This is a genomic window from Pantoea sp. paga, from assembly GCF_007558755.1.
Taxonomy (GTDB): domain Bacteria; phylum Pseudomonadota; class Gammaproteobacteria; order Enterobacterales; family Enterobacteriaceae; genus Pantoea; species Pantoea agglomerans.
Window position 1 is genome coordinate 219358 of sequence record NZ_VLTF01000007.1, and the last position, 18834, is coordinate 238191.

Here is an 18834-nt window from a genome sequence, read left to right on the forward strand (position 1 = left end):
GGACTGCTGTCCGGTCAGGGTCGGTCAATTACTGATAAAGCGCTTTACCAGAACTGTCTTTGATGTTGGCTTTCCAGGCGGCGCGAATCTGTTCAGTCACGCTCTCTGGCAGCGCAGCATAATCCAGCGCTGTGGCGGTTTTGCTGCCGCTTTTGTAAGCCCAGTCGAAGAATTTCAGTACTTCAGCGCCTTTGGCCGCATTAGCCTGATCTTTGTAGATCAGAATAAAGGTGGTTGACGAGATTGGCCAGGCATCAGCGCCCTTCTGGAAGGTCAGATCCTGCGCGAACGATTTACTCCAGTCAGCGCCTTTCGCGGCATTACTGAAGCTGGTTTCGCTTGGGGCGACCGCTTTGCCATCGGCATCGATCAGTTTGGTGTAGGTCAGGTTGTTCTGTTTAGCGTAGGCGTACTCCACGTAGCCGATTGAACCCGGCAGACGCTGAACAAACGCGGCGACGCCGTCGTTGCCTTTACCGCCCAGACCGACCGGCCAGTTAACGGTGTTACCTTTACCAATTTTGCTGTTCCAGTCCGGATTCACTTTCGCCAGATAGCTGGTGAAGACGAACGAGGTGCCTGAACCATCAGCACGACGTACCACGTTGATGTTGGTCTCTGGCAGTTTCACGCCTGGGTTAAGTTTGGCAATCGCCGGGTCGTTCCACTTTTTGATGGTGCCAAGGTAGATATCACCGACGGTTTTGCCATCCAGCGTCAGCTGACCTGACTTGATACCCGGCAGGTTAACCGCCAGTACCACGCCACCGATCACGGTCGGGAACTGGAACAGGCCATTTTTCTGCAGATCTTCATCTTTCATTGGCGCATCGGATGCACCGAAATCGACGGTTTTGGCGATGATCTGTTTCACGCCGCCAGATGAACCGATACCCTGGTAGTTAACTTTGCTACCGGTGGCTTTTTGATATTCTGCTGCCCACTTGGCATAAACCGGCGCCGGGAACGTCCCGCCTGCGCCAGTGAGATCGGTTGCCGCAAAAGCAGATACCGCGCTTACGGCGAAGGTGGTGGCGAGGATTCGGGCTACGGTGCTACGCATCAGTGTCATATTCCCTCCAGGGGAGAAAAGTCAGGCTTGGGGCCGTTTTAGTAAGAATCTGTGATTGCTGCAGGAGGGAAAATAGGACAGTTTGATGACAGTGAAATGTACGAAATATGACAGTTATATGACAAAGGGCCGGAGCAAAGTGGGCCCGCGACGGGGCCCACCCGGTTATTCTACAGTAACCGATTTTGCCAGGTTACGTGGCTGATCGACGTCGGTCCCTTTGATCAGGGCGACGTGATAGGAGAGTAACTGTAGCGGCACCGTGTAGAAGATGGGCGCAATGACCTCTTCGACATGCGGCAACGGGATGATCTTCATGCCGTCACTGTCGCTGAAGCCCGCATCCTGATCGGCAAAGACATAGAGCAGGCCGCCGCGTGCGCGTACCTCTTCGATGTTGGATTTGAGCTTCTCCAGCAGTTCGTTGTTAGGTGCCACCACGATCACCGGCATGTCCGCATCAATCAGCGCCAGCGGGCCATGTTTCAGCTCGCCTGCGGCGTAGGCTTCCGCATGAATGTAGGAGATCTCCTTGAGCTTCAGCGCCCCTTCCATGGCAATCGGATATTGATCGCCACGGCCCAGGAATAGCGCGTGATGCTTGTCAGAGAAGCCTTCCGCCAGATTCTCAATCAGCTTATCCTGCGCCAGCATCTGCTCAATCCGGTTCGGCAACGCCTGCAGTGCATGAACGATCTCATGTTCAGTCTCGGCAGACATCCCTTTCAGACGGCCCAGTTTCGCCACCAGCATCAGCAGCACCGCTAACTGGGTGGTGAACGCTTTGGTAGAGGCGACGCCAATTTCGGTGCCCGCTTTGGTCATCAGTGCCAGGTCAGATTCCCGCACCAGTGACGAACCGGCCACGTTGCAGACCGCCAGCGAGCCCAGGTAGCCCAGCTCTTTAGAGAGACGCAGCGCCGCCAGGGTATCTGCCGTTTCACCCGACTGCGACAGGGTGATCAGCAGGCTGTTTTTGCGAACGGCTGATTTGCGATAGCGGAACTCCGAGGCAATCTCGACATCACAGGGCAGGTTTGCCAGCGACTCAAACCAGTAGCGTGACACCATGCCGGAGTTATAGGAGGTGCCGCAGGCGATAATCTGGATATGCTCAACCTGGCTCAGCAGCGCTTCTGCGCCCGCGCCCAGTTCGCTGAGATCAACCTGACCCTGGCTGAACCGACCGCTCAGGGTACTTTTCAGCGCCATGGGCTGTTCGTAGATCTCTTTCTGCATGTAGTGACGGTAAATGCCTTTGTCACCGGCGTCATATTGCAGGTTCGATTCGATCTCGGCACGGGTCACGGTGTTGCCTTCACGGTCGATCACCGTGACATCGCGACGGCTGATCTCGGCGATATCACCCTCTTCCAGATAGATGAACCGACGGGTCACCGGCAGCAGAGCCAGCTGATCCGAGGCGATAAAGTTTTCGCCCATGCCACGACCAATCACCAGTGGGCTGCCGGAACGGGCCGCCACCAGCAGTGACGGATCGCGGCTGTCCATAATCACCATGCCATAGGCACCGCGCAGCTGCGGAATCACACGCAGCACCACTTCACGCAGCGAACCGCCCTGCTTCTGCTCCCAGTGAACCAGATGCGCCACCACTTCGGTGTCCGTTTCAGAGGCAAAGACGTAACCGCGCGCGATCAGTTCAGCACGCAATGGCTCATGGTTTTCAATGATGCCGTTGTGCACGATGATGATGTGCTCTGAGACGTGCGGATGCGCGTTCGCTTCCGACGGCTCGCCATGGGTTGCCCAGCGCGTGTGCGCGATGCCGGTGCCACCAATCAGCGGTTGCTGCTCAGCGGCTTCCGCCAGTTTCTGCACTTTCCCTAAACGCCGCAGGCGCGTGACGTGCCCCTGACGATCGACCACGGCCAGACCGGCCGAATCATATCCGCGATATTCAAGACGACGCAGACCTTCCAGCAGAATCTCTGCGATATCACGTTGCGCTACTGCACCAACAATTCCACACATAATGATGTTTTCCTGACTACATGGCTTTACGCCACTTCTGTTGTCATGCGACCTGATATCCGGCTTTGCCGGTTCCCCGAGCCTTGTAGAGAGTGGGGATTATAGTTTTGGCACTGCACTGCATCGGCCCGCATTAAAGCGGGCCGTTAAAAATTTATTTTTTCTTCACCGGACGCTGCCAGTCCGCTTTGTGATTCTGCTCTTTACGGTTATAGACCAGACCGGCCTGGGTCACATCTTTCATGATGGTCGTGCCCGCCGCAATGGTGGTCCCTGCCGCGATGCTGACCGGCGCCACCAGCTGAGTATCCGAGCCCACAAACACATCATCGCCAATCACGGTTTTAAATTTGTTCGCACCGTCGTAGTTGCAGGTAATGGTGCCTGCACCGATATTTACGTTGTCGCCAATCTCCGCATCACCGAGATAGGAGAGGTGCCCCGCTTTCGATCCTCTGCCCAGACGCGCTTTCTTCATTTCGACGAAGTTGCCCACGTGGGCGGCATCGGCCAGTTCGCTGCCAGGACGCAGACGGGCAAAAGGTCCGACGGTGCAGGCAGTGGCGAGATTCGCATCCTCGATCACCGAATAGGGACTGATTTCACAGTCATCTCCAATCACGCTGTTTTTGATAATGCAGCCTGCGCCGATTCTGACGCGTGCACCCAGCGTGACCTGGCCTTCAATAATGACGTTGGTGTCAATTTCAACATCCCGCCCGTGCGTCAGCGTCCCGCGCAGGTCAAAACGGGCCGGATCGCGCAGCATCACGCCAGCCAGCAGCAGTTTTTCCGCCTGTTCAGCCTGGTAAGTGCGCTCTAATGTCGCCAGCTGCAGCCGGTTATTGACGCCATCAGTTTCACTGATGCGTGCAGGATGAACCGCGTTGATCACCCGACCTTCCTGATGCGCCAGCGCGATAATATCGGTGATGTAATACTCACCCTGCGCATTATTGTTGGTGAGCTGCGCCAGCCAGCGTTTTAAATCGCCGCCGTTGGCTATCAGAATGCCGGTGTTGATCTCTTTAATGGTGAGCTGCGCCGGACTGGCATCTTTCTGTTCGATAATGCCGGTGATGGTGTCGTTCTCACGCACAATGCGGCCATAGCCGGTTGGGTCGTCCAGTACCACGGTAAGTAAGCCAATGCCGCCCTGCGGTTTGGCTTCGCGCAGTCTCTGTAGTGTCGCCTGAGAGATGAGCGGCACGTCGCCGTAAAGCATCATGATATCTTCATCATCAGCGAATGCGGGCGCTGCCTGCTGCATCGCATGGCCAGTGCCGAGCTGCTCGGCCTGCAGCACCCAGTTGAGCGTGCTGTCAGTGAGGGTCGCCTTCAGGCGATCGCCGCCGTGACCATAAACCAGATGAACCTGCTGTGCACCCAGCCCCTTAGCCGCGTCAATCACATGCTGAACCATGGGTTTGCCTGCCAGCGTATGCAGAACTTTAGGCAGATCGGAATACATACGGGTGCCCTTGCCAGCAGCAAGGATCACCACACTCATCGCACTGTTAGACATAACTATCCTGAGTGAATTTTTACGGGTGAAAGTAAAACGGTTTGGGATTGAGATTACTACATTTTTCTCAGGCCGAAATTAGGCGGACAGGCAGATCAGGCGCAGCAGACAAAAAAAATGCCAGCCCGAGGGCTGGCATTTCATGACGCATAAAGCTGGATTACATCGCTTTTTTGGTCAGTTCGATCACGCGCAGTTTAGCAATGGCTTTCGCCAGCTCGGCAGAGGCCTGAGCATAGTCCACGTCGCCGTGGCTGCTGTTCATATGGTCTTCTGCTTTGCGTTTTGCTTCCAGAGCGCGCGCTTCATCCAGATCGGTACCGCGGATAGCGGTATCGGCCAGAACGGTGCTGCTGCCCGGTTGCACTTCCAGCACGCCGCCAGAGAGGTAGATATACTCCTCTTCGCCATGCTGTTTCACGATACGGATCATTCCAGGCTTAATGGCAGTCAGCAGCGGCGCATGGCCAGGGAAAATCCCCAGTTCACCTTCGCTACCTGACACCTGAATTTTCTGTACCAGACCAGAGAACAACTGCTCCTCTGCGCTGACCACATCCAGGTGATAAGTCATAGCCATAATCTTCCTCCCGGGAAACCGTTATTACAGTTTCTTCGCTTTTTCCACGGCTTCTTCGATGGCGCCAACCATGTAGAAGGCCTGCTCTGGCAGGTGGTCAAACTCACCTTCCATGATGCCTTTAAAGCCACGGATAGTGTCTTTCAGCGTCACGTATTTGCCCGGTGAACCGGTGAATACTTCTGCAACGAAGAACGGCTGAGACAGGAAGCGCTGAATCTTACGCGCACGTGCCACCAGCAGTTTGTCTTCTTCAGACAGCTCATCCATACCGAGGATGGCGATGATGTCTTTCAGTTCCTGATAACGCTGCAGCAGTGACTGAACGCCACGTGCAACATCATAGTGCTCCTGACCGACAACCAGCGGATCCAGCTGACGGCTGGTAGAGTCCAGCGGGTCAACGGCCGGGTAGATACCCAGAGAGGCGATCTGACGGCTCAGCGTTACCGTTGAGTCTAAGTGCGCAAAGGTGGTTGCTGGTGATGGGTCAGTCAGGTCATCCGCAGGGACGTAAACGGCCTGTACGGAGGTGATTGAACCGGTCTTGGTGGAGGTAATACGCTCCTGCAACACACCCATCTCTTCTGCCAGCGTTGGCTGGTAACCTACCGCAGATGGCATACGACCCAGCAGTGCAGAAACTTCTGTACCGGCCAGGGTATAACGGTAGATGTTATCGATGAACAGCAGAACGTCGCGGCCTTCATCACGGAATTTTTCCGCCATGGTCAGACCGGTCAGTGCTACGCGCAGACGGTTACCCGGCGGCTCGTTCATCTGGCCATAGACCAGCGCAACTTTATCGATAACGTTAGAGTCAGTCATTTCGTGGTAGAAGTCGTTACCCTCACGAGTACGCTCACCCACACCGGCAAACACTGAGTAACCTGAGTGTTCAGCCGCGATGTTACGGATCAGTTCCATCATGTTGACGGTTTTACCTACACCCGCACCACCGAACAGACCGACTTTACCGCCTTTGGCAAACGGACACATCAGGTCGATAACCTTGATGCCGGTTTCCAGCAGTTCCTGCGAGTTAGACTGATCTTCATAAGAAGGGGCGGCGCGGTGAATAGAGGCGATCTCTACTGCGCTGCCATCTTCTTCTTTCAGCTCGCCTTTCATATCGATTGGCTCGCCGAGAACGTTCATGATACGGCCCAGGGTCGCTTTACCGACGGGTACCTGAATCGGTTTCTGCAGGTCGTTGACGCTCAGACCACGCTTCAGGCCGTCAGACGTACCCATTGCGATGGTACGTACTACGCCGCCGCCGAGCTGCTGCTGAACTTCCAGCACCAGACGCGCATCACCATTCATAACCTCGAGGGCGCTGTACACTTGCGGTACCGCGTCCTGAGGGAATTCGACGTCAACAACGGCGCCGATAATCTGGACAATCTTTCCAGTTGCCATCTTGAATCCTCTACCTAATTCCAAACCTGGTTAAACCGCGGAGGCTCCACCGACAATCTCGGTAAGTTCCTGGGTGATGCTGGCCTGACGAGCTTTGTTGTACACCAACTGCAGCTCTTTGATCAGATTTCCGCCGTTATCGGTTGCGGCTTTCATCGCCACCATACGTGCGGCCTGCTCACTGGCCAGATTTTCCACCACACCCTGATAAACCTGCGATTCGACATAACGACGCAGCAGGGTATCCAGCAGCGCTTTCGGATCGGGTTCATACAGGTAATCCCAGGTCTTCGCCTTCATCTCTTCTTCACCTTCCGCTGGCGGTAACGGCAGCAGTTGGGTGATGGTCGGAGTCTGAGACATGGTGTTATTGAATTTGTTATTGACGATCATCAGCTTGTCGATGCGGCCTTCATCATAAGCCTGCAACATCACTTTTACCGGGCCAATCAGATCAGACAGAGCAGGTTTATCGCCCATGCCGCTGACTTGCGCCACAATGTTGCCACCCACAGCATTAAAGAATGATGCCCCTTTCGAACCGATAATCGACAGATCGCTCTGCACGCCTTTATCGGACCAGGACTTCATATCCGCCAGTAACTTTTTGAACAGGTTAATGTTCAAACCACCACAAAGCCCGCGGTCAGTTGAAACGACCAGGTAGCCGACGCGCTTCACGTCGCGCTCTTCCAGGTAAGGGTGCTTGTATTCCAGATTACCCAACGCAAGGTGACCAATCACTTTGCGCATGGTTTCTGCATACGGACGGCTGGCCGCCATGCGTTCCTGCGTTTTACGCATCTTGGAGGCGGCGACCATTTCCATCGCTTTGGTGATCTTCTGCGTGTTTTTCACGCTTCCAATCTTGCTTCGTATCTCTTTTGCGCCGGCCATTAGCTTCTCCTCAAAGCCTTGCGGCCTGCCTTTTCAGACAAGCCGCCAGACATTACCAGGACTGGGTTGCTTTAAACGTCTCGACCAGGCCTTTCAGCTTGGCTTCGATATCGTTATTAAAGTTACCCGACTGGTTGATTTCAGCCATCAGCTCAGCGTGGTCGCGATCGGCGAAGGCCAGCAGTGCAGCTTCGAAGCTGCCAATTTTTGCCAGTTCAACGTCGTTCAGATAGCCACGCTCTGCAGCGAACAGAACCAGACCCTGCTGCGCAACAGACATCGGCGCATACTGTTTCTGCTTCAGCAGCTCGGTCACTTTCTGACCGTGGCTCAGCTGTTTGCGGGTTGCATCATCCAGATCAGAGGCGAACTGCGAGAATGCCGCCAGTTCACGATACTGTGCCAGCGCGGTACGAATACCACCGGACAGTTTCTTGATGATCTTGGTCTGTGCAGCACCACCTACGCGGGATACCGAAATACCTGGGTTAACGGCCGGACGAATACCGGAGTTGAACAGGTTCGATTCCAGGAAGATCTGACCATCAGTAATCGAGATTACGTTGGTCGGAACGAACGCAGAAACGTCGCCCGCCTGGGTTTCGATGATCGGCAGCGCGGTCAGTGAACCGGTTTTACCTGTCACTGCGCCATTGGTGAAACGCTCTACATAATCAGCGCTTACGCGTGATGCACGTTCCAGCAGACGGGAGTGGAGATAGAACACGTCGCCAGGGAATGCTTCGCGACCTGGTGGACGGCGCAGCAGCAGAGAAATCTGACGGTACGCGACAGCCTGCTTAGAAAGGTCATCGTAAACGATCAGCGCATCTTCACCACGGTCACGGAAGTATTCGCCCATCGCACAGCCTGCGTACGGAGAGAGATACTGCAGTGCAGCAGATTCAGAAGCAGACGCCACAACAACGATGGTGTTCTGCAGTGCGCCATGCTCTTCCAGCTTACGAACCACGTTAGAAATGGTTGAGGCTTTCTGACCAATCGCAACGTAGACACACTTGATGCCTGAGTCGCGCTGGTTGATGATCGCATCGATCGCCATCGCGGTTTTACCGGTCTGACGGTCACCGATGATCAGCTCACGCTGGCCACGGCCGATTGGAATCATCGCATCGACCGACTTATAACCGGTCTGAACCGGCTGGTCGACTGACTGACGGTCGATAACGCCAGGTGCAATGACTTCAACCGGTGAGAAACCGTCGTTGTCGATTGCGCCTTTACCGTCGATAGGAGCACCCAGGGTGTTCACTACGCGGCCCAGCAGGCCACGGCCTACCGGTACTTCAAGAATACGGCCAGTACACTTAACCTTCATGCCTTCGGCGAGGTCAGCGTAAGGGCCCATCACCACTGCACCAACCGAGTCACGCTCGAGGTTCAGGGCGATAGCGTAACGGTTGCCCGGCAGGGCAATCATCTCACCCTGCATGACATCGGCCAGGCCGTGTACGCGGATGATACCGTCACTTACAGAAACAATCGTACCTTCGTTGTGAGCTTCACTCACGACATTGAACTGAGCAATGCGCTGCTTGATCAGTTCGCTGATTTCGGTGGAATTCAGTTGCATATGCTCCAGTCCCCTTAAGACTGCAAGACGTCAGCCAGACGGTCAAGACGGCCGCGTACGCTGCCATCAATAACCAGATCACCCGAACGGATGATCACGCCTGCCATCACAGACTTATCAATTTTGCAATTCAGCTTAACTTTGCGTGACAGACGTTTTTCCATCGCGGCGCTGATTTTATTCAGCTGGTCGTCACTCAGCGTACTGGCGGAGATAACATCAACTTCAGCGGTGGCTTCATGAGCGTCACGCAGTTCGATGTATTGAGCCAGTACAGCCGGAAGCGCTGTCAAACGTCCGTTTTCCGCCATCACCTTAATCAGGTTCTGCGCGGATTCATCCAGTTGATCACCACAGACTGCGTTAAACGACGCTGCCAGCGCTTCGGGTGCTAATGCACCTGAGAGAAGATCAGCCATCTGTTCATTGCGAGCCACTTCTGCGGCAAACGCCAGCATCTGTTGCCAGCGTTCAATACTTTGATGCTCAACAGCAAAGTCAAAAGCTGCTTTGGCGTAGGGGCGAGCTACAGTAATCAGATCAGACATCAGCCCCTCCCTCCTTACAGTTCAGCGACCAGTTTATCAACGATGTCGCTGTTAGCAGCTTCATCCACGGAGCGTTCGATGATCTTCTCGGCGCCAGCCATAGCCAGCAACGCGACCTGCTTACGCAGTTCTTCACGCGCACGTTTGCGTTCAGCGTCAATTTCAGCCTGCGCTTGTGTCACGATGCGATTACGTTCGTTTTCAGCTTCGGTTTTGGCTTCGTCCAGAATCTGCGCGCGACGCTTGTTCGCTTGCTCGATAATGACCTGAGCGTCTTCTTTGGCTTTTTTCAGCTGGTCGGTCGCATTAGCCTGCGCGAGATCCAAATCTTTCTTTGCACGTTCAGCAGAAGCAAGGCCTTCAGCAATTTCTTTCTGGCGCTTTTCGATAGCAGCCATGAGCGGCGGCCATACGTACTTCATGCAGAACGCGACAAACAGGATGAACGCGATAGCCTGGCCGAGGATTGTTGCATTAATGTTCACAGCACAATGCCTCTAGATTGAGTATTTAACTTTTCTGCCGTTATCAACGATAAGCGGCAGAATCCGTTCACCCTTGCACATTGTGCGCTGAGTGAACACAGGGCTTTAGGCGACAGCAAACATCACGTACAGACCCAGACCAACAGCGATCATCGGGATTGCATCCACCAGACCCATTACAACAAAGAACTGCGTACGCAGCAGAGGAATCAGGTCAGGCTGACGAGCAGCGCCTTCCAGGAATTTTCCTCCGAGGATGCCGATACCGATCGCAGCACCGATTGCCGCCAGGCCCATCATCACAGCGGCAGCCATGTACAGCAGATCCATATTCAGGTTTTCCATGACAGTCTCCAGTTTGTTTCAGTTAAATGCTCCCTTCATCTTCCGGGCTTCAGCGGTGTGCGCTGCAACCCGAAATCAAGAGGGAAAGTAGTGTTGAGAAAAAAATCAATGTTCTTCAGATGCCATCGACAGATAGACAATCGTGAGGACCATGAAAATGAAAGCCTGTAGCGAAATGATCAGGATGTGGAAAATGGCCCACGGCACATTCAGCACCCACTGCGACCACCACGGCAACAGACCGGCAATAAGGATAAAGATCAGTTCACCCGCATACATGTTACCGAACAGTCGTAAACCCAGTGATACAGGCTTAGACAGCAGGCTCACACCTTCCAGAATCAGGTTGATCGGGATGAAGATCGGGTGGTTAAAAGGCTGCAGCGTCAGCTCTTTAGTGAAGCCGCCAATGCCTTTCATTTTGATGCTGTAGAACAGAATCAAAATAAATACGCCCAACGCCATAGATAGCGTGATGTTCACGTCTGCAGATGGTACGACGCGCAGCGCCGGTAACCCCAATACGTGCTCGCCAATATATGGCAGCAAGTCGATTGGCAGCAGATCCATGAAGTTCATCAGGAAGACCCAGACAAAGATTGTCAGAGCCAGCGGGGCGATAAGTTTGCTCTTACCGTGATACATGTCGCGCACGTTACTATCGACGAAACCGACAACAAGTTCGATAGCCGCCTGCATTTTCCCTGGCACACCGCTGGTAGCAGATTTCGCCACGCTACGGAACAACACCAGGAAGATGATTCCCAGCACCATAGAGAAAAACATGGAATCGATATTTAATACCCAGAACGTCGCGGGAGCGTCGTGCGGATTCACTATCTCGAAGGTACGCAGGTCCAACTGAAGATGAGTCAGGTGGTGACCAATGTACTCTTGCGGAGTAGAGATTTCTCCTGCAGCCATGATGCCTCTTACCCTTTGTTGTTAATTACCGCCGGTGCCAGCATTTGTACCACCAGCACCGATAACCAGGTTATTCCGACCGGCCAGAAAACCGCTCCGAATAGACCCAACGCCACAATGAGCAAAATGATGGTCGCAAACACTTTGGCTATTTCACCCAAAGCGAAGCTCCACGCGACTCGCCCCGAAGCTGGGGTTTGCCCCTGCAGGCGCCAGGCTAAAAACAAAAACAATACGTTTGGCAGCCAGGCTGCCGCACCGCCAGCAAGAGCAGAGAGACCCCAGATGACATCTTTAAGAGCAAAGAGTGCACCGATGATGACTATCGTCACCAGCTGAATCATCAGCACCGTTCGGGCGTATTTTACACTGTAAAGAGACACTGACATGACGCTGATACTCTCCTGCCCCGTTAGGGGTATGTCGCGTGTCGTATAAGACTGCCTTTGCGCAGTTGAGTCAAGCAGCAAAAGCCGTGCAAATTATACGGGCCGCACCTGCGATTTCAATCGGTAAGTAGCGAAAAGGTGAACAATTATTTAAATTTCTTTCCGGAGGGCTATTTTTCCAAAGATTACCCTGCAGAGATTCACCCTAATCTGACTGAAAATTCTCTCGCAACTTGCTTTTAAAGCGTGCTTTAGATCACATAATAAGCACTTTCACTGCACTGAGTTTTATCTGCGCTCTATTTAAGAACAATCTGTATTACAAATTAATTCAATAAAATCAAAACATTGAAATTATAAAAATGCATCTGCAAGACTATTTTCATAGAAAACACGCTATTGACATCGAACTGTGCTTAAGAATCGTGTAATTGATATTACGCACGCAAAGTTATTACCGCGATATATTTTCTGCCGTGACTACTTTTATTCAGCGACCCGCCTATACAAGTAATATTTCTGATAACTGAATGTGAATTAAACGTTAAATGTAACAGAGCTTTTCGGATAATTTCCGTCAGCGTTTTAACGTTTGGTCAGCAAGGGCTTAATCAAAATCTTTTATTGATAGCGCATCATCTGCACTTTTTTCATCCCTTAACTGACGAAAAAAACTGGCTGATAAAGCTAAATATCTGCCAGTTGAAAGCCTACTGATGACGAAGAATGACCAGATGGCGGTCACCTTCCAGCTGCGGTACCTGCAGCTTAATCACCGCGTCAGAGACATAGCCTGCCGGTAACTCCGCAATTTCGTCGTCCGGGCGCACGCCTTTCAGCGCGAAGAAGCGCCCTTCTCTTCCCGGCAGATGATGACACCAGTTCACCATGTCGGTCAGCGAGGCAAATGCACGACTGATGACGCCATCAAAGGGCAGCTCAGCCGGGAACGCTTCAACCCGGCTCTGCACCGGATTAATGTTAGTGAGTCCTAACTCATGCTGAACCTGACGCAGGAACCGCACCCGCTTGCCCAGGCTGTCGAGCAACGTAAAGTGCGCATCAGGCATCACGATAGCCAGCGGAATGCCAGGCAGTCCAGGTCCGGTTCCCACATCAATGAAACGTGAGCCTTGCAGATGCGGCGCCACCACGATGCTGTCGAGGATATGGCGTACCAGCATCTGTTGCGGATCGCGCACTGATGTCAGATTGTAGGCTTTGTTCCACTTATCCAGCAGGCCGACATAGGCAACCAACTGCTGTTTTTGTTGATCGGAGAGGGAAATACCGGCTGCCTGTAGCAGCGACGTGAGTGTGTTGATCACAGCATAAGTCCATTCAGCGGGGGCGAGTCTCCTCGCCCCGTTTTCAGATCAGGCGCTTTTACGCAGCAGACCCTGTTTTTTCAGATAGATAAGCAGAATTGAGATGGCAGCCGGCGTAATGCCGGAGATACGCGTCGCCTGACCGATCGAACTCGGTTTGTGATCGTTCAGCTTGGCGATCACCTCATTAGAGAGGCCGTTCACCTGGCGATAGTCGAGCTCCACCGGTAACAGTGTGTTCTCGTTACGCAGCTGGCGATCGATCTCTTCCTGCTGACGGGCGATATAACCTTCATATTTAACCTGAATCTCAACCTGCTCAGCGGCCTGCTCATCAGCCAGTGCCGGACCAAAGGCATCCAGCGTCATCAGCTTCAGATAGGTCAGCTCAGGACGGCGCAGCAGATCTTCGCCGCTCGCTTCTTTGGTCAGCGGCGCGCTGAGTACCGTATTCACTTCCGTCACGTGCTCTGACTTCGGATGGACCCAGATATCGCGCAGACGCTGACGCTCCTGTTCAATCGCTTCCAGCTTCTGATTGAAACGCGCCCAGCGAGCATCATCCACCAGACCCAGTTCACGACCGGTTTCGGTCAGACGCAGATCGGCATTGTCTTCGCGCAGCATCAGACGATATTCAGCACGGGAGGTAAACATCCGGTACGGCTCTTTGGTACCGAGCGTGCAAAGGTCATCAACCAGTACGCCCAGATAAGCCTGGTCACGACGTGGTGCCCAGCCCTCTTTGTCCGCAGACTGACGGGCGGCGTTCAGCCCCGCCAGCATCCCCTGCGCAGCGGCTTCTTCGTAACCGGTTGTGCCGTTGATCTGGCCGGCAAAGAACAGGCCGTGAATAAATTTGCTCTCCAGCGTCAGTTTGAGATCGCGTGGATCGAAGAAGTCATACTCGATGGCATAGCCCGGACGCACGATCTTCGCATTCTCCATGCCCTGCATGGAACGAACGATCTGAATCTGCACGTCAAATGGCAGACTGGTTGAGATGCCATTCGGGTAGATCTCATTGCTGGTCAGCCCTTCCGGCTCCAGGAAGATCTGATGCGAGTTACGATCGGCAAAGCGCATCACTTTGTCTTCGATCGACGGGCAGTAGCGTGGACCGATCCCCTCGATGATCCCGGCGTACATCGGGCTGCGATCCAGATTATTGCGGATCACCTCATGGGTTTTCTCATTGGTGTGAGTGATCCAGCACGGTACCTGCTGTGGATGCTGAGACGCATTGCCCATAAACGAGAACACCGGCATCGGGTTATCGCCGTGCTGCGGGCTGAGCACTGAAAAATCGATGGTGCGCGCATCAATACGCGGTGGCGTACCGGTCTTGAGGCGGTCTACCCGCAGCGGCAGCGCACGCAGTCGTTTTGCCAGCGGAATGGACGGGGGATCACCTGCGCGACCGCCACTGTAATTATCCAGACCGATATGAATTTTGCCGTCAAGGAACGTGCCGACGGTGAGGACGACGGTTTTCGCGCGGAACTTCAGTCCCATCTGGGTGACTGCACCCACCACACGATCGTTTTCCACGATAAGATCGTCGACCGCCTGCTGGAAGATCATCAGGTTGGGCTGGTTCTCCAGTGCCGTACGCACTGCCTGGCGATAGAGCACGCGATCCGCCTGAGCACGGGTTGCCCGCACTGCCGGACCTTTGCTGGCGTTTAGTATCCTGAACTGGATACCCGCCTGGTCAATCGCACTGGCCATCAGACCACCCAGGGCATCCACTTCCTTCACCAAATGTCCTTTGCCAATCCCACCAATCGCCGGGTTACAGGACATTTGTCCAAGCGTATCAATGTTATGGGTGAGTAACAGGGTTTGCTGACCCATTCGGGCTGCCGCCATTGCGGCTTCGGTGCCCGCATGACCACCACCAATTACGATGACGTCAAAAGGATCCTGATAAAACATGAAGTGGTACCTCGGTTGATGAACTTGCAGGATCGTCGTCCTGGGGCGTGGATTCTACTCAAATTCCGTCTGGGGTGAAAGCCGCGGGATCGTCCGGTTTTAAAAGAAAGGATCTTAGATCTGTATATGATCTTTCTGTTAGATCTCTTATTAGGATCCCGCTTTTCTGTGGATATGTGCCAGAAGCACAGCAGAAACAACAGGATGAAGAGGATCACTACCTGTTAGTGATCGGTGATCCTGATCCGTATAAGCTGGGATCAAAATGGCATGTTATCCACAGCTCAAAAATCATTCTACGGTTGTTCTTTGGATAACTACCGGTTATACGCAGTAAAAGAGGGTAGTTATCCACAAAATAAACGAGTGGAAAAGGATAAAATCAGCATCTTCCACTGGGGATCGTCACTATTTCGCGATCCCCAGCCCCCTTCAGATCGCCTTTTTCCAGCTTTCCAGCCAGGCTTCCGCGGGATCTTCAGGGATCTCATGCTCCAGCACGTCAATCTCCAGACGATCGCCGATCTGGCGGGCACCCTGAGCAATTAACAGCGCTTCAATCTGGCGGATCGCGCCACAAAAGAGGTCATATTCATGATTGCCGAGTCCGATGGCACCAAACCGGACCTGCGAGAGATCGGGCTGGCTTTCCGTGATGGCTTCGAACAGCGGCAGCAGGTTATCGGGAATATCGCCTGCACCGTGAGTTGAACAGACCACCAGCCAGATACCCTCATGTGGCACTTCATCCAGCTCCGGGCCATGCAGCATCTGCGTTGAGAAGCCCGCTTCCTGTAGTTTTTCTTCCAGATGTTCAGCCACATACTCTGCGCTACCCAGAGTACTGCCACTGATTAAGGTGATATCGGCCATCTTGCTCTCCCGGACATTAAGGCGAGCATTGTACGCTGTGATCAAGCGGTGATCCACCTGTGGACAACAGGGTTAATAGATTAAGAGAAGCGAACGCAGCCGTTGTCAGCCGCCACATTCGTCAGGGATAAGATTATGCACAAGGCGGAGAAGGATCAGGGCTTGATAGTGCGCATGATCGGGTTTTGCAGTGAGATCAGCGTTTCCGTCGACTGAATTTCATCTATGGTCTGGATCTTGTTGATCAGCACCTGTTGCAGGGCATCAATAGACCGGCACATTACTTTAATAAAGATGCTGTAGTGGCCGGTGGTGTACCAGGCTTCAACTACTTCATCCAGCGCATCCAGTTTGCTCAGCGCCGCCGGATAGTCACGCGCGCTCTTAAGGATAATGCCGATAAAACAGCAGACATCAAACCCCAGCTGGCGCGGATCGATATCAACCCGGGTGCCCAGGATAATGCCCGCCTGCTTCATCTTCTCCACGCGGACATGAATGGTGCCGGGGCTGACGTTAAACTGTTTTGCCAGCTCGGCGTAAGCAGTGCGCGCGTTGTCGAGCAGGGCATTCAGAATGCCGCGATCCAGGTTATCGAGCTGCAGATGTTCGGCCATGGCCATCCTCGTTATTGGTCTGCTTAAGTAAACAAGGATGAATGTGCAGCAAAATAGTGGTTCAGGCAACTCCCGGCAGCGACGGGCGCCGCTGCCGGTTCACTTAGCGTTTGCGCCAGACGGTGACCTGCGCCAGCGTGTGCTGGAACTTGCGGGCCGTTTCTCGGATCACAAACGGTTTATCCTGCGGTTCATCGACCAGGTCGAAGTCGGCCGCCAGCAGACGTTGCAGTGCCTGCAGCGTCGTCAGTGCCTCACCGTTTTCACGCACGCCGCCCAGCCAGTTCTCCTTCGGCGTGAAATCCTCCAGCCAGGTATAGGGCGATGAGAGCACCAGAATGCCGCCCTGACGCAGCATCGGCGTGACATCCCGCAGGAAGCGTGCGGGCTGACGCAGGCGATCGATCAGGTTGGAAGCGAGTACCAGATCGTAACGGGCGGGTTGCGGCTTAAGGTTACAGGCGTCGCCCTGAACAAACTGAATCCGCTGCGCCAGTTCGCTCTCCAGCGCAAAATCTTTCAGGCGAACCTGGCGATACTCCACCAGATCGCCTTCCTGTGGCAGGAGATAACGGAAGTCTTCGCCGCTGGCCAGCTGAAGCGCCACATCGATGAAGCGCGCCGAGTAGTCCATACCGGTGACTCGTTCAAAGTGGCGGGCCAGTTCAAAACTGGCGCGTCCGGTGGCACAGCCAATATCCAGTGCCTCGCCGCGTGCCGTGGTGTAATTCAGCGCCAGGTTTACCAGGCTTTCGGCATAGTTATCCACTCCGAAATAGCGCGGGCCATACTGGAAGTCGAGGTATTGCGACACCATAGCGTCAGATTCATACGGATTCAGCGCCATGGTTTCCTGATGGCTGGAAACCACGTAGCGGAAACCGGCATGCTGGAAGAAGTGGCGGCGGAACGCATAGCGTGCCGATTTCAGCGCTTCGTTGCCGGTCGATATCCAGCTGCCGCCTTTGATCAGCGAATGTTTGCCATCAAAGGTCGGGGTAGAGAAATCATCATAAAGCGGGTGGACTTTAAAGCCTTCAAAGCCGTTGGTCGGCGTGGTCGTCCACTGCCAGACGTTACCGACGATATCGAAGAAGTCGCCCTGAGCGAAGAGATCGACCGGTGAAGAGGAAGCCCAGTACGCCAGGTTAATGTTGCCCGGTGCCCGATCCCAATCCGGCTGATCGCCCGCGACCTGTTCGCGCAGCTGAGCCCACTCCGCCTCACAGGGAAGCTGAACGCTCATACCCGTCTGATCCGCTTTCCAGCGGCAGAAGGCCGCCGCTTCCAGCTGGTTAACCTCGGCTGGCCAGTCCCACGGCATCGCGACTTCTTCACACATCAGACGCAGTTTAAGCTGATCGGGCATCGCAGGCGTGCCGACCCAGAAGGTGGGCATCTCCGCTTTAGCAAACTGACACCAGCCCCAGCCTTCGTCATCCCACCAGCGAGCGTCCTGATAACCCCCCGCCTCAACGAACGCCAGGAATTCCGCGTTGCTGACCAGCATTTTGCTCGCCTGGAACGGCTGCAGCGCGATCTGCTGGCGGCCATATTCGACATCCCAGCCATAGGTATCGTCGGTTTTACCCAACGTGACGGTGCCGCCGGGCATCGGCAGCAGGGTATTGGCCGGAACAGCCTCGCGCTGGTGGCGCGCCATCGGGCAGACCGCCCACGCGGGCTGGGGTTTCACCCACCCGACCGGTAACTGGCGTATCAGTACGCTGGAGGTTTCCAGATGAATACGCTCATGCTCAATACCCATCAGGATCACCCAGGCCGGACTCTCCCAGGTGATCGGCAGAGTCAGCGGCAGGGTCTGGATGAGATCGCTGACCAGCGCTTTAACGCGCCCGCGGTATTCGCGGACTTCTTCAATGGTGGGCCAGTCATAGTGGCTGTCGTTGAGATCGTCCCAACTCATCTCATCCACACCAATCGCCATCATCGCTTCGATACGATCGTCCAGACGCGCGTCGATAAGGCGTCCGGCCATCAGCTTATTAATGTAGAAGGTGGCGGTGTGGCCAAAATAGAAGATTAAAGGATGGCGCAGCGGAATGGCTTTGGTAAACCAGGCCCTGGGATCGGCCAGACAGGTAAACAGACTTTCATACTGTTCCCAGGTCTGGTGGAAATAGGCCAGCAATTCGGCACGTTTTTGTTCAATGTTATGGCCGGAGAGCAGTAGCGTTCGCGTCGGTGCAGGCAGATCGCGATGAGGTTGAGCAAGCGTCACAGGAAGCTCCAGATTGCTGAGTAAGTGAAACGGTAATTTACTATAGCAAATATGCATTTC

Annotated in this window: 17 protein-coding genes; all 17 read right to left on the reverse strand. The window is 54.2% G+C overall.

Annotated features, from left to right (window positions below; translation table 11 throughout):
- Positions 1-28 precede the first annotated feature (28 nt).
- Entirely contained in the window at positions 29-1072 is a 1044-nt protein-coding gene (pstS, locus tag FOV68_RS18165) for a phosphate ABC transporter substrate-binding protein PstS (RefSeq protein WP_010258875.1), read from the reverse strand.
- A gap of 165 nt (positions 1073-1237) precedes the next feature.
- On the reverse strand, positions 1238-3067 hold the full coding sequence (gene glmS / locus FOV68_RS18170; protein ID WP_010672188.1) for a glutamine--fructose-6-phosphate transaminase (isomerizing): 1830 nt from the start codon (positions 3065-3067) through the stop codon (positions 1238-1240).
- Between the two features lie 154 nt (positions 3068-3221).
- Positions 3222-4592 (reverse strand): bifunctional UDP-N-acetylglucosamine diphosphorylase/glucosamine-1-phosphate N-acetyltransferase GlmU, encoded by a 1371-nt coding sequence (gene glmU, locus FOV68_RS18175; protein ID WP_031590995.1) that lies wholly within the window; start codon positions 4590-4592, stop codon positions 3222-3224.
- A 160-nt stretch (positions 4593-4752) separates the two neighbouring features.
- The gene (locus tag FOV68_RS18180; RefSeq protein WP_031590994.1) at positions 4753-5172 is read right to left on the reverse strand and encodes a F0F1 ATP synthase subunit epsilon; all 420 of its coding nucleotides are present in this window, start codon (positions 5170-5172) and stop codon (positions 4753-4755) included.
- A gap of 24 nt (positions 5173-5196) precedes the next feature.
- Complete coding sequence (gene atpD / locus FOV68_RS18185; protein WP_010258870.1) at positions 5197-6594, reverse strand: F0F1 ATP synthase subunit beta; 1398 nt, start codon at positions 6592-6594, stop codon at positions 5197-5199.
- A 30-nt stretch (positions 6595-6624) separates the two neighbouring features.
- Positions 6625-7491, reverse strand: a complete 867-nt coding sequence (gene atpG, locus FOV68_RS18190) for a F0F1 ATP synthase subunit gamma (protein WP_031590993.1) — start codon at positions 7489-7491, stop codon at positions 6625-6627.
- A 52-nt stretch (positions 7492-7543) separates the two neighbouring features.
- On the reverse strand, positions 7544-9085 hold the full coding sequence (atpA, locus tag FOV68_RS18195; protein ID WP_010258868.1) for a F0F1 ATP synthase subunit alpha: 1542 nt from the start codon (positions 9083-9085) through the stop codon (positions 7544-7546).
- Between the two features lie 14 nt (positions 9086-9099).
- Positions 9100-9633, reverse strand: a complete 534-nt coding sequence (gene atpH, locus FOV68_RS18200) for a F0F1 ATP synthase subunit delta (protein WP_143991313.1) — start codon at positions 9631-9633, stop codon at positions 9100-9102.
- Between the two features lie 14 nt (positions 9634-9647).
- Entirely contained in the window at positions 9648-10118 is a 471-nt protein-coding gene (gene atpF, locus FOV68_RS18205) for a F0F1 ATP synthase subunit B (RefSeq protein ID WP_003849528.1), read from the reverse strand.
- A 105-nt stretch (positions 10119-10223) separates the two neighbouring features.
- Positions 10224-10463, reverse strand: coding sequence for a F0F1 ATP synthase subunit C (gene atpE, locus FOV68_RS18210; RefSeq protein WP_003849523.1), 240 nt, complete (start codon positions 10461-10463; stop codon positions 10224-10226).
- A 105-nt stretch (positions 10464-10568) separates the two neighbouring features.
- Entirely contained in the window at positions 10569-11387 is an 819-nt protein-coding gene (gene atpB / locus FOV68_RS18215; RefSeq protein ID WP_010258863.1) for a F0F1 ATP synthase subunit A, read from the reverse strand.
- A gap of 8 nt (positions 11388-11395) precedes the next feature.
- Entirely contained in the window at positions 11396-11776 is a 381-nt protein-coding gene (gene atpI, locus FOV68_RS18220) for a F0F1 ATP synthase subunit I (RefSeq protein ID WP_010258861.1), read from the reverse strand.
- A gap of 710 nt (positions 11777-12486) precedes the next feature.
- A complete protein-coding gene (gene rsmG / locus FOV68_RS18225) occupies positions 12487-13104 on the reverse strand; it encodes a 16S rRNA (guanine(527)-N(7))-methyltransferase RsmG (RefSeq protein WP_143991314.1) in 618 nt (205 codons plus the stop codon).
- 48 nt (positions 13105-13152) lie between these two features.
- Positions 13153-15042, reverse strand: a complete 1890-nt coding sequence (gene mnmG / locus FOV68_RS18230) for a tRNA uridine-5-carboxymethylaminomethyl(34) synthesis enzyme MnmG (protein ID WP_010258857.1) — start codon at positions 15040-15042, stop codon at positions 13153-13155.
- 432 nt (positions 15043-15474) lie between these two features.
- Positions 15475-15915 (reverse strand): FMN-binding protein MioC, encoded by a 441-nt coding sequence (gene mioC / locus FOV68_RS18235; RefSeq protein ID WP_010258855.1) that lies wholly within the window; start codon positions 15913-15915, stop codon positions 15475-15477.
- A gap of 155 nt (positions 15916-16070) precedes the next feature.
- The gene (gene asnC, locus FOV68_RS18240) at positions 16071-16532 is read right to left on the reverse strand and encodes a transcriptional regulator AsnC (protein ID WP_003849496.1); all 462 of its coding nucleotides are present in this window, start codon (positions 16530-16532) and stop codon (positions 16071-16073) included.
- A gap of 103 nt (positions 16533-16635) precedes the next feature.
- Positions 16636-18774 (reverse strand): 5-histidylcysteine sulfoxide synthase, encoded by a 2139-nt coding sequence (ovoA, locus tag FOV68_RS18245; RefSeq protein WP_109652813.1) that lies wholly within the window; start codon positions 18772-18774, stop codon positions 16636-16638.
- Between the last annotated feature and the right edge of the window lie 60 nt (positions 18775-18834).

Coding starts and splice junctions, on each gene's coding strand:
- glmS (WP_010672188.1), bottom strand. CDS start 3,067: ATGTGTGGAATTGTTGGTGCAGTAGCGCAACGTGATATCGCAGAGATT.
- atpE (WP_003849523.1), bottom strand. CDS start 10,463: ATGGAAAACCTGAATATGGATCTGCTGTACATGGCTGCCGCTGTGATG.
- atpG (WP_031590993.1), bottom strand. CDS start 7,491: ATGGCCGGCGCAAAAGAGATACGAAGCAAGATTGGAAGCGTGAAAAAC.
- atpB (WP_010258863.1), bottom strand. CDS start 11,387: ATGGCTGCAGGAGAAATCTCTACTCCGCAAGAGTACATTGGTCACCAC.
- mioC (WP_010258855.1), bottom strand. CDS start 15,915: ATGGCCGATATCACCTTAATCAGTGGCAGTACTCTGGGTAGCGCAGAG.
- pstS (WP_010258875.1), bottom strand. CDS start 1,072: ATGACACTGATGCGTAGCACCGTAGCCCGAATCCTCGCCACCACCTTC.
- atpH (WP_143991313.1), bottom strand. CDS start 9,633: ATGTCTGATCTGATTACTGTAGCTCGCCCCTACGCCAAAGCAGCTTTT.
- asnC (WP_003849496.1), bottom strand. CDS start 16,532: ATGGCCGAACATCTGCAGCTCGATAACCTGGATCGCGGCATTCTGAAT.
- FOV68_RS18180 (WP_031590994.1), bottom strand. CDS start 5,172: ATGGCTATGACTTATCACCTGGATGTGGTCAGCGCAGAGGAGCAGTTG.
- glmU (WP_031590995.1), bottom strand. CDS start 4,592: ATGTCTAACAGTGCGATGAGTGTGGTGATCCTTGCTGCTGGCAAGGGC.
- atpD (WP_010258870.1), bottom strand. CDS start 6,594: ATGGCAACTGGAAAGATTGTCCAGATTATCGGCGCCGTTGTTGACGTC.
- mnmG (WP_010258857.1), bottom strand. CDS start 15,042: ATGTTTTATCAGGATCCTTTTGACGTCATCGTAATTGGTGGTGGTCAT.
- atpI (WP_010258861.1), bottom strand. CDS start 11,776: ATGTCAGTGTCTCTTTACAGTGTAAAATACGCCCGAACGGTGCTGATG.
- atpA (WP_010258868.1), bottom strand. CDS start 9,085: ATGCAACTGAATTCCACCGAAATCAGCGAACTGATCAAGCAGCGCATT.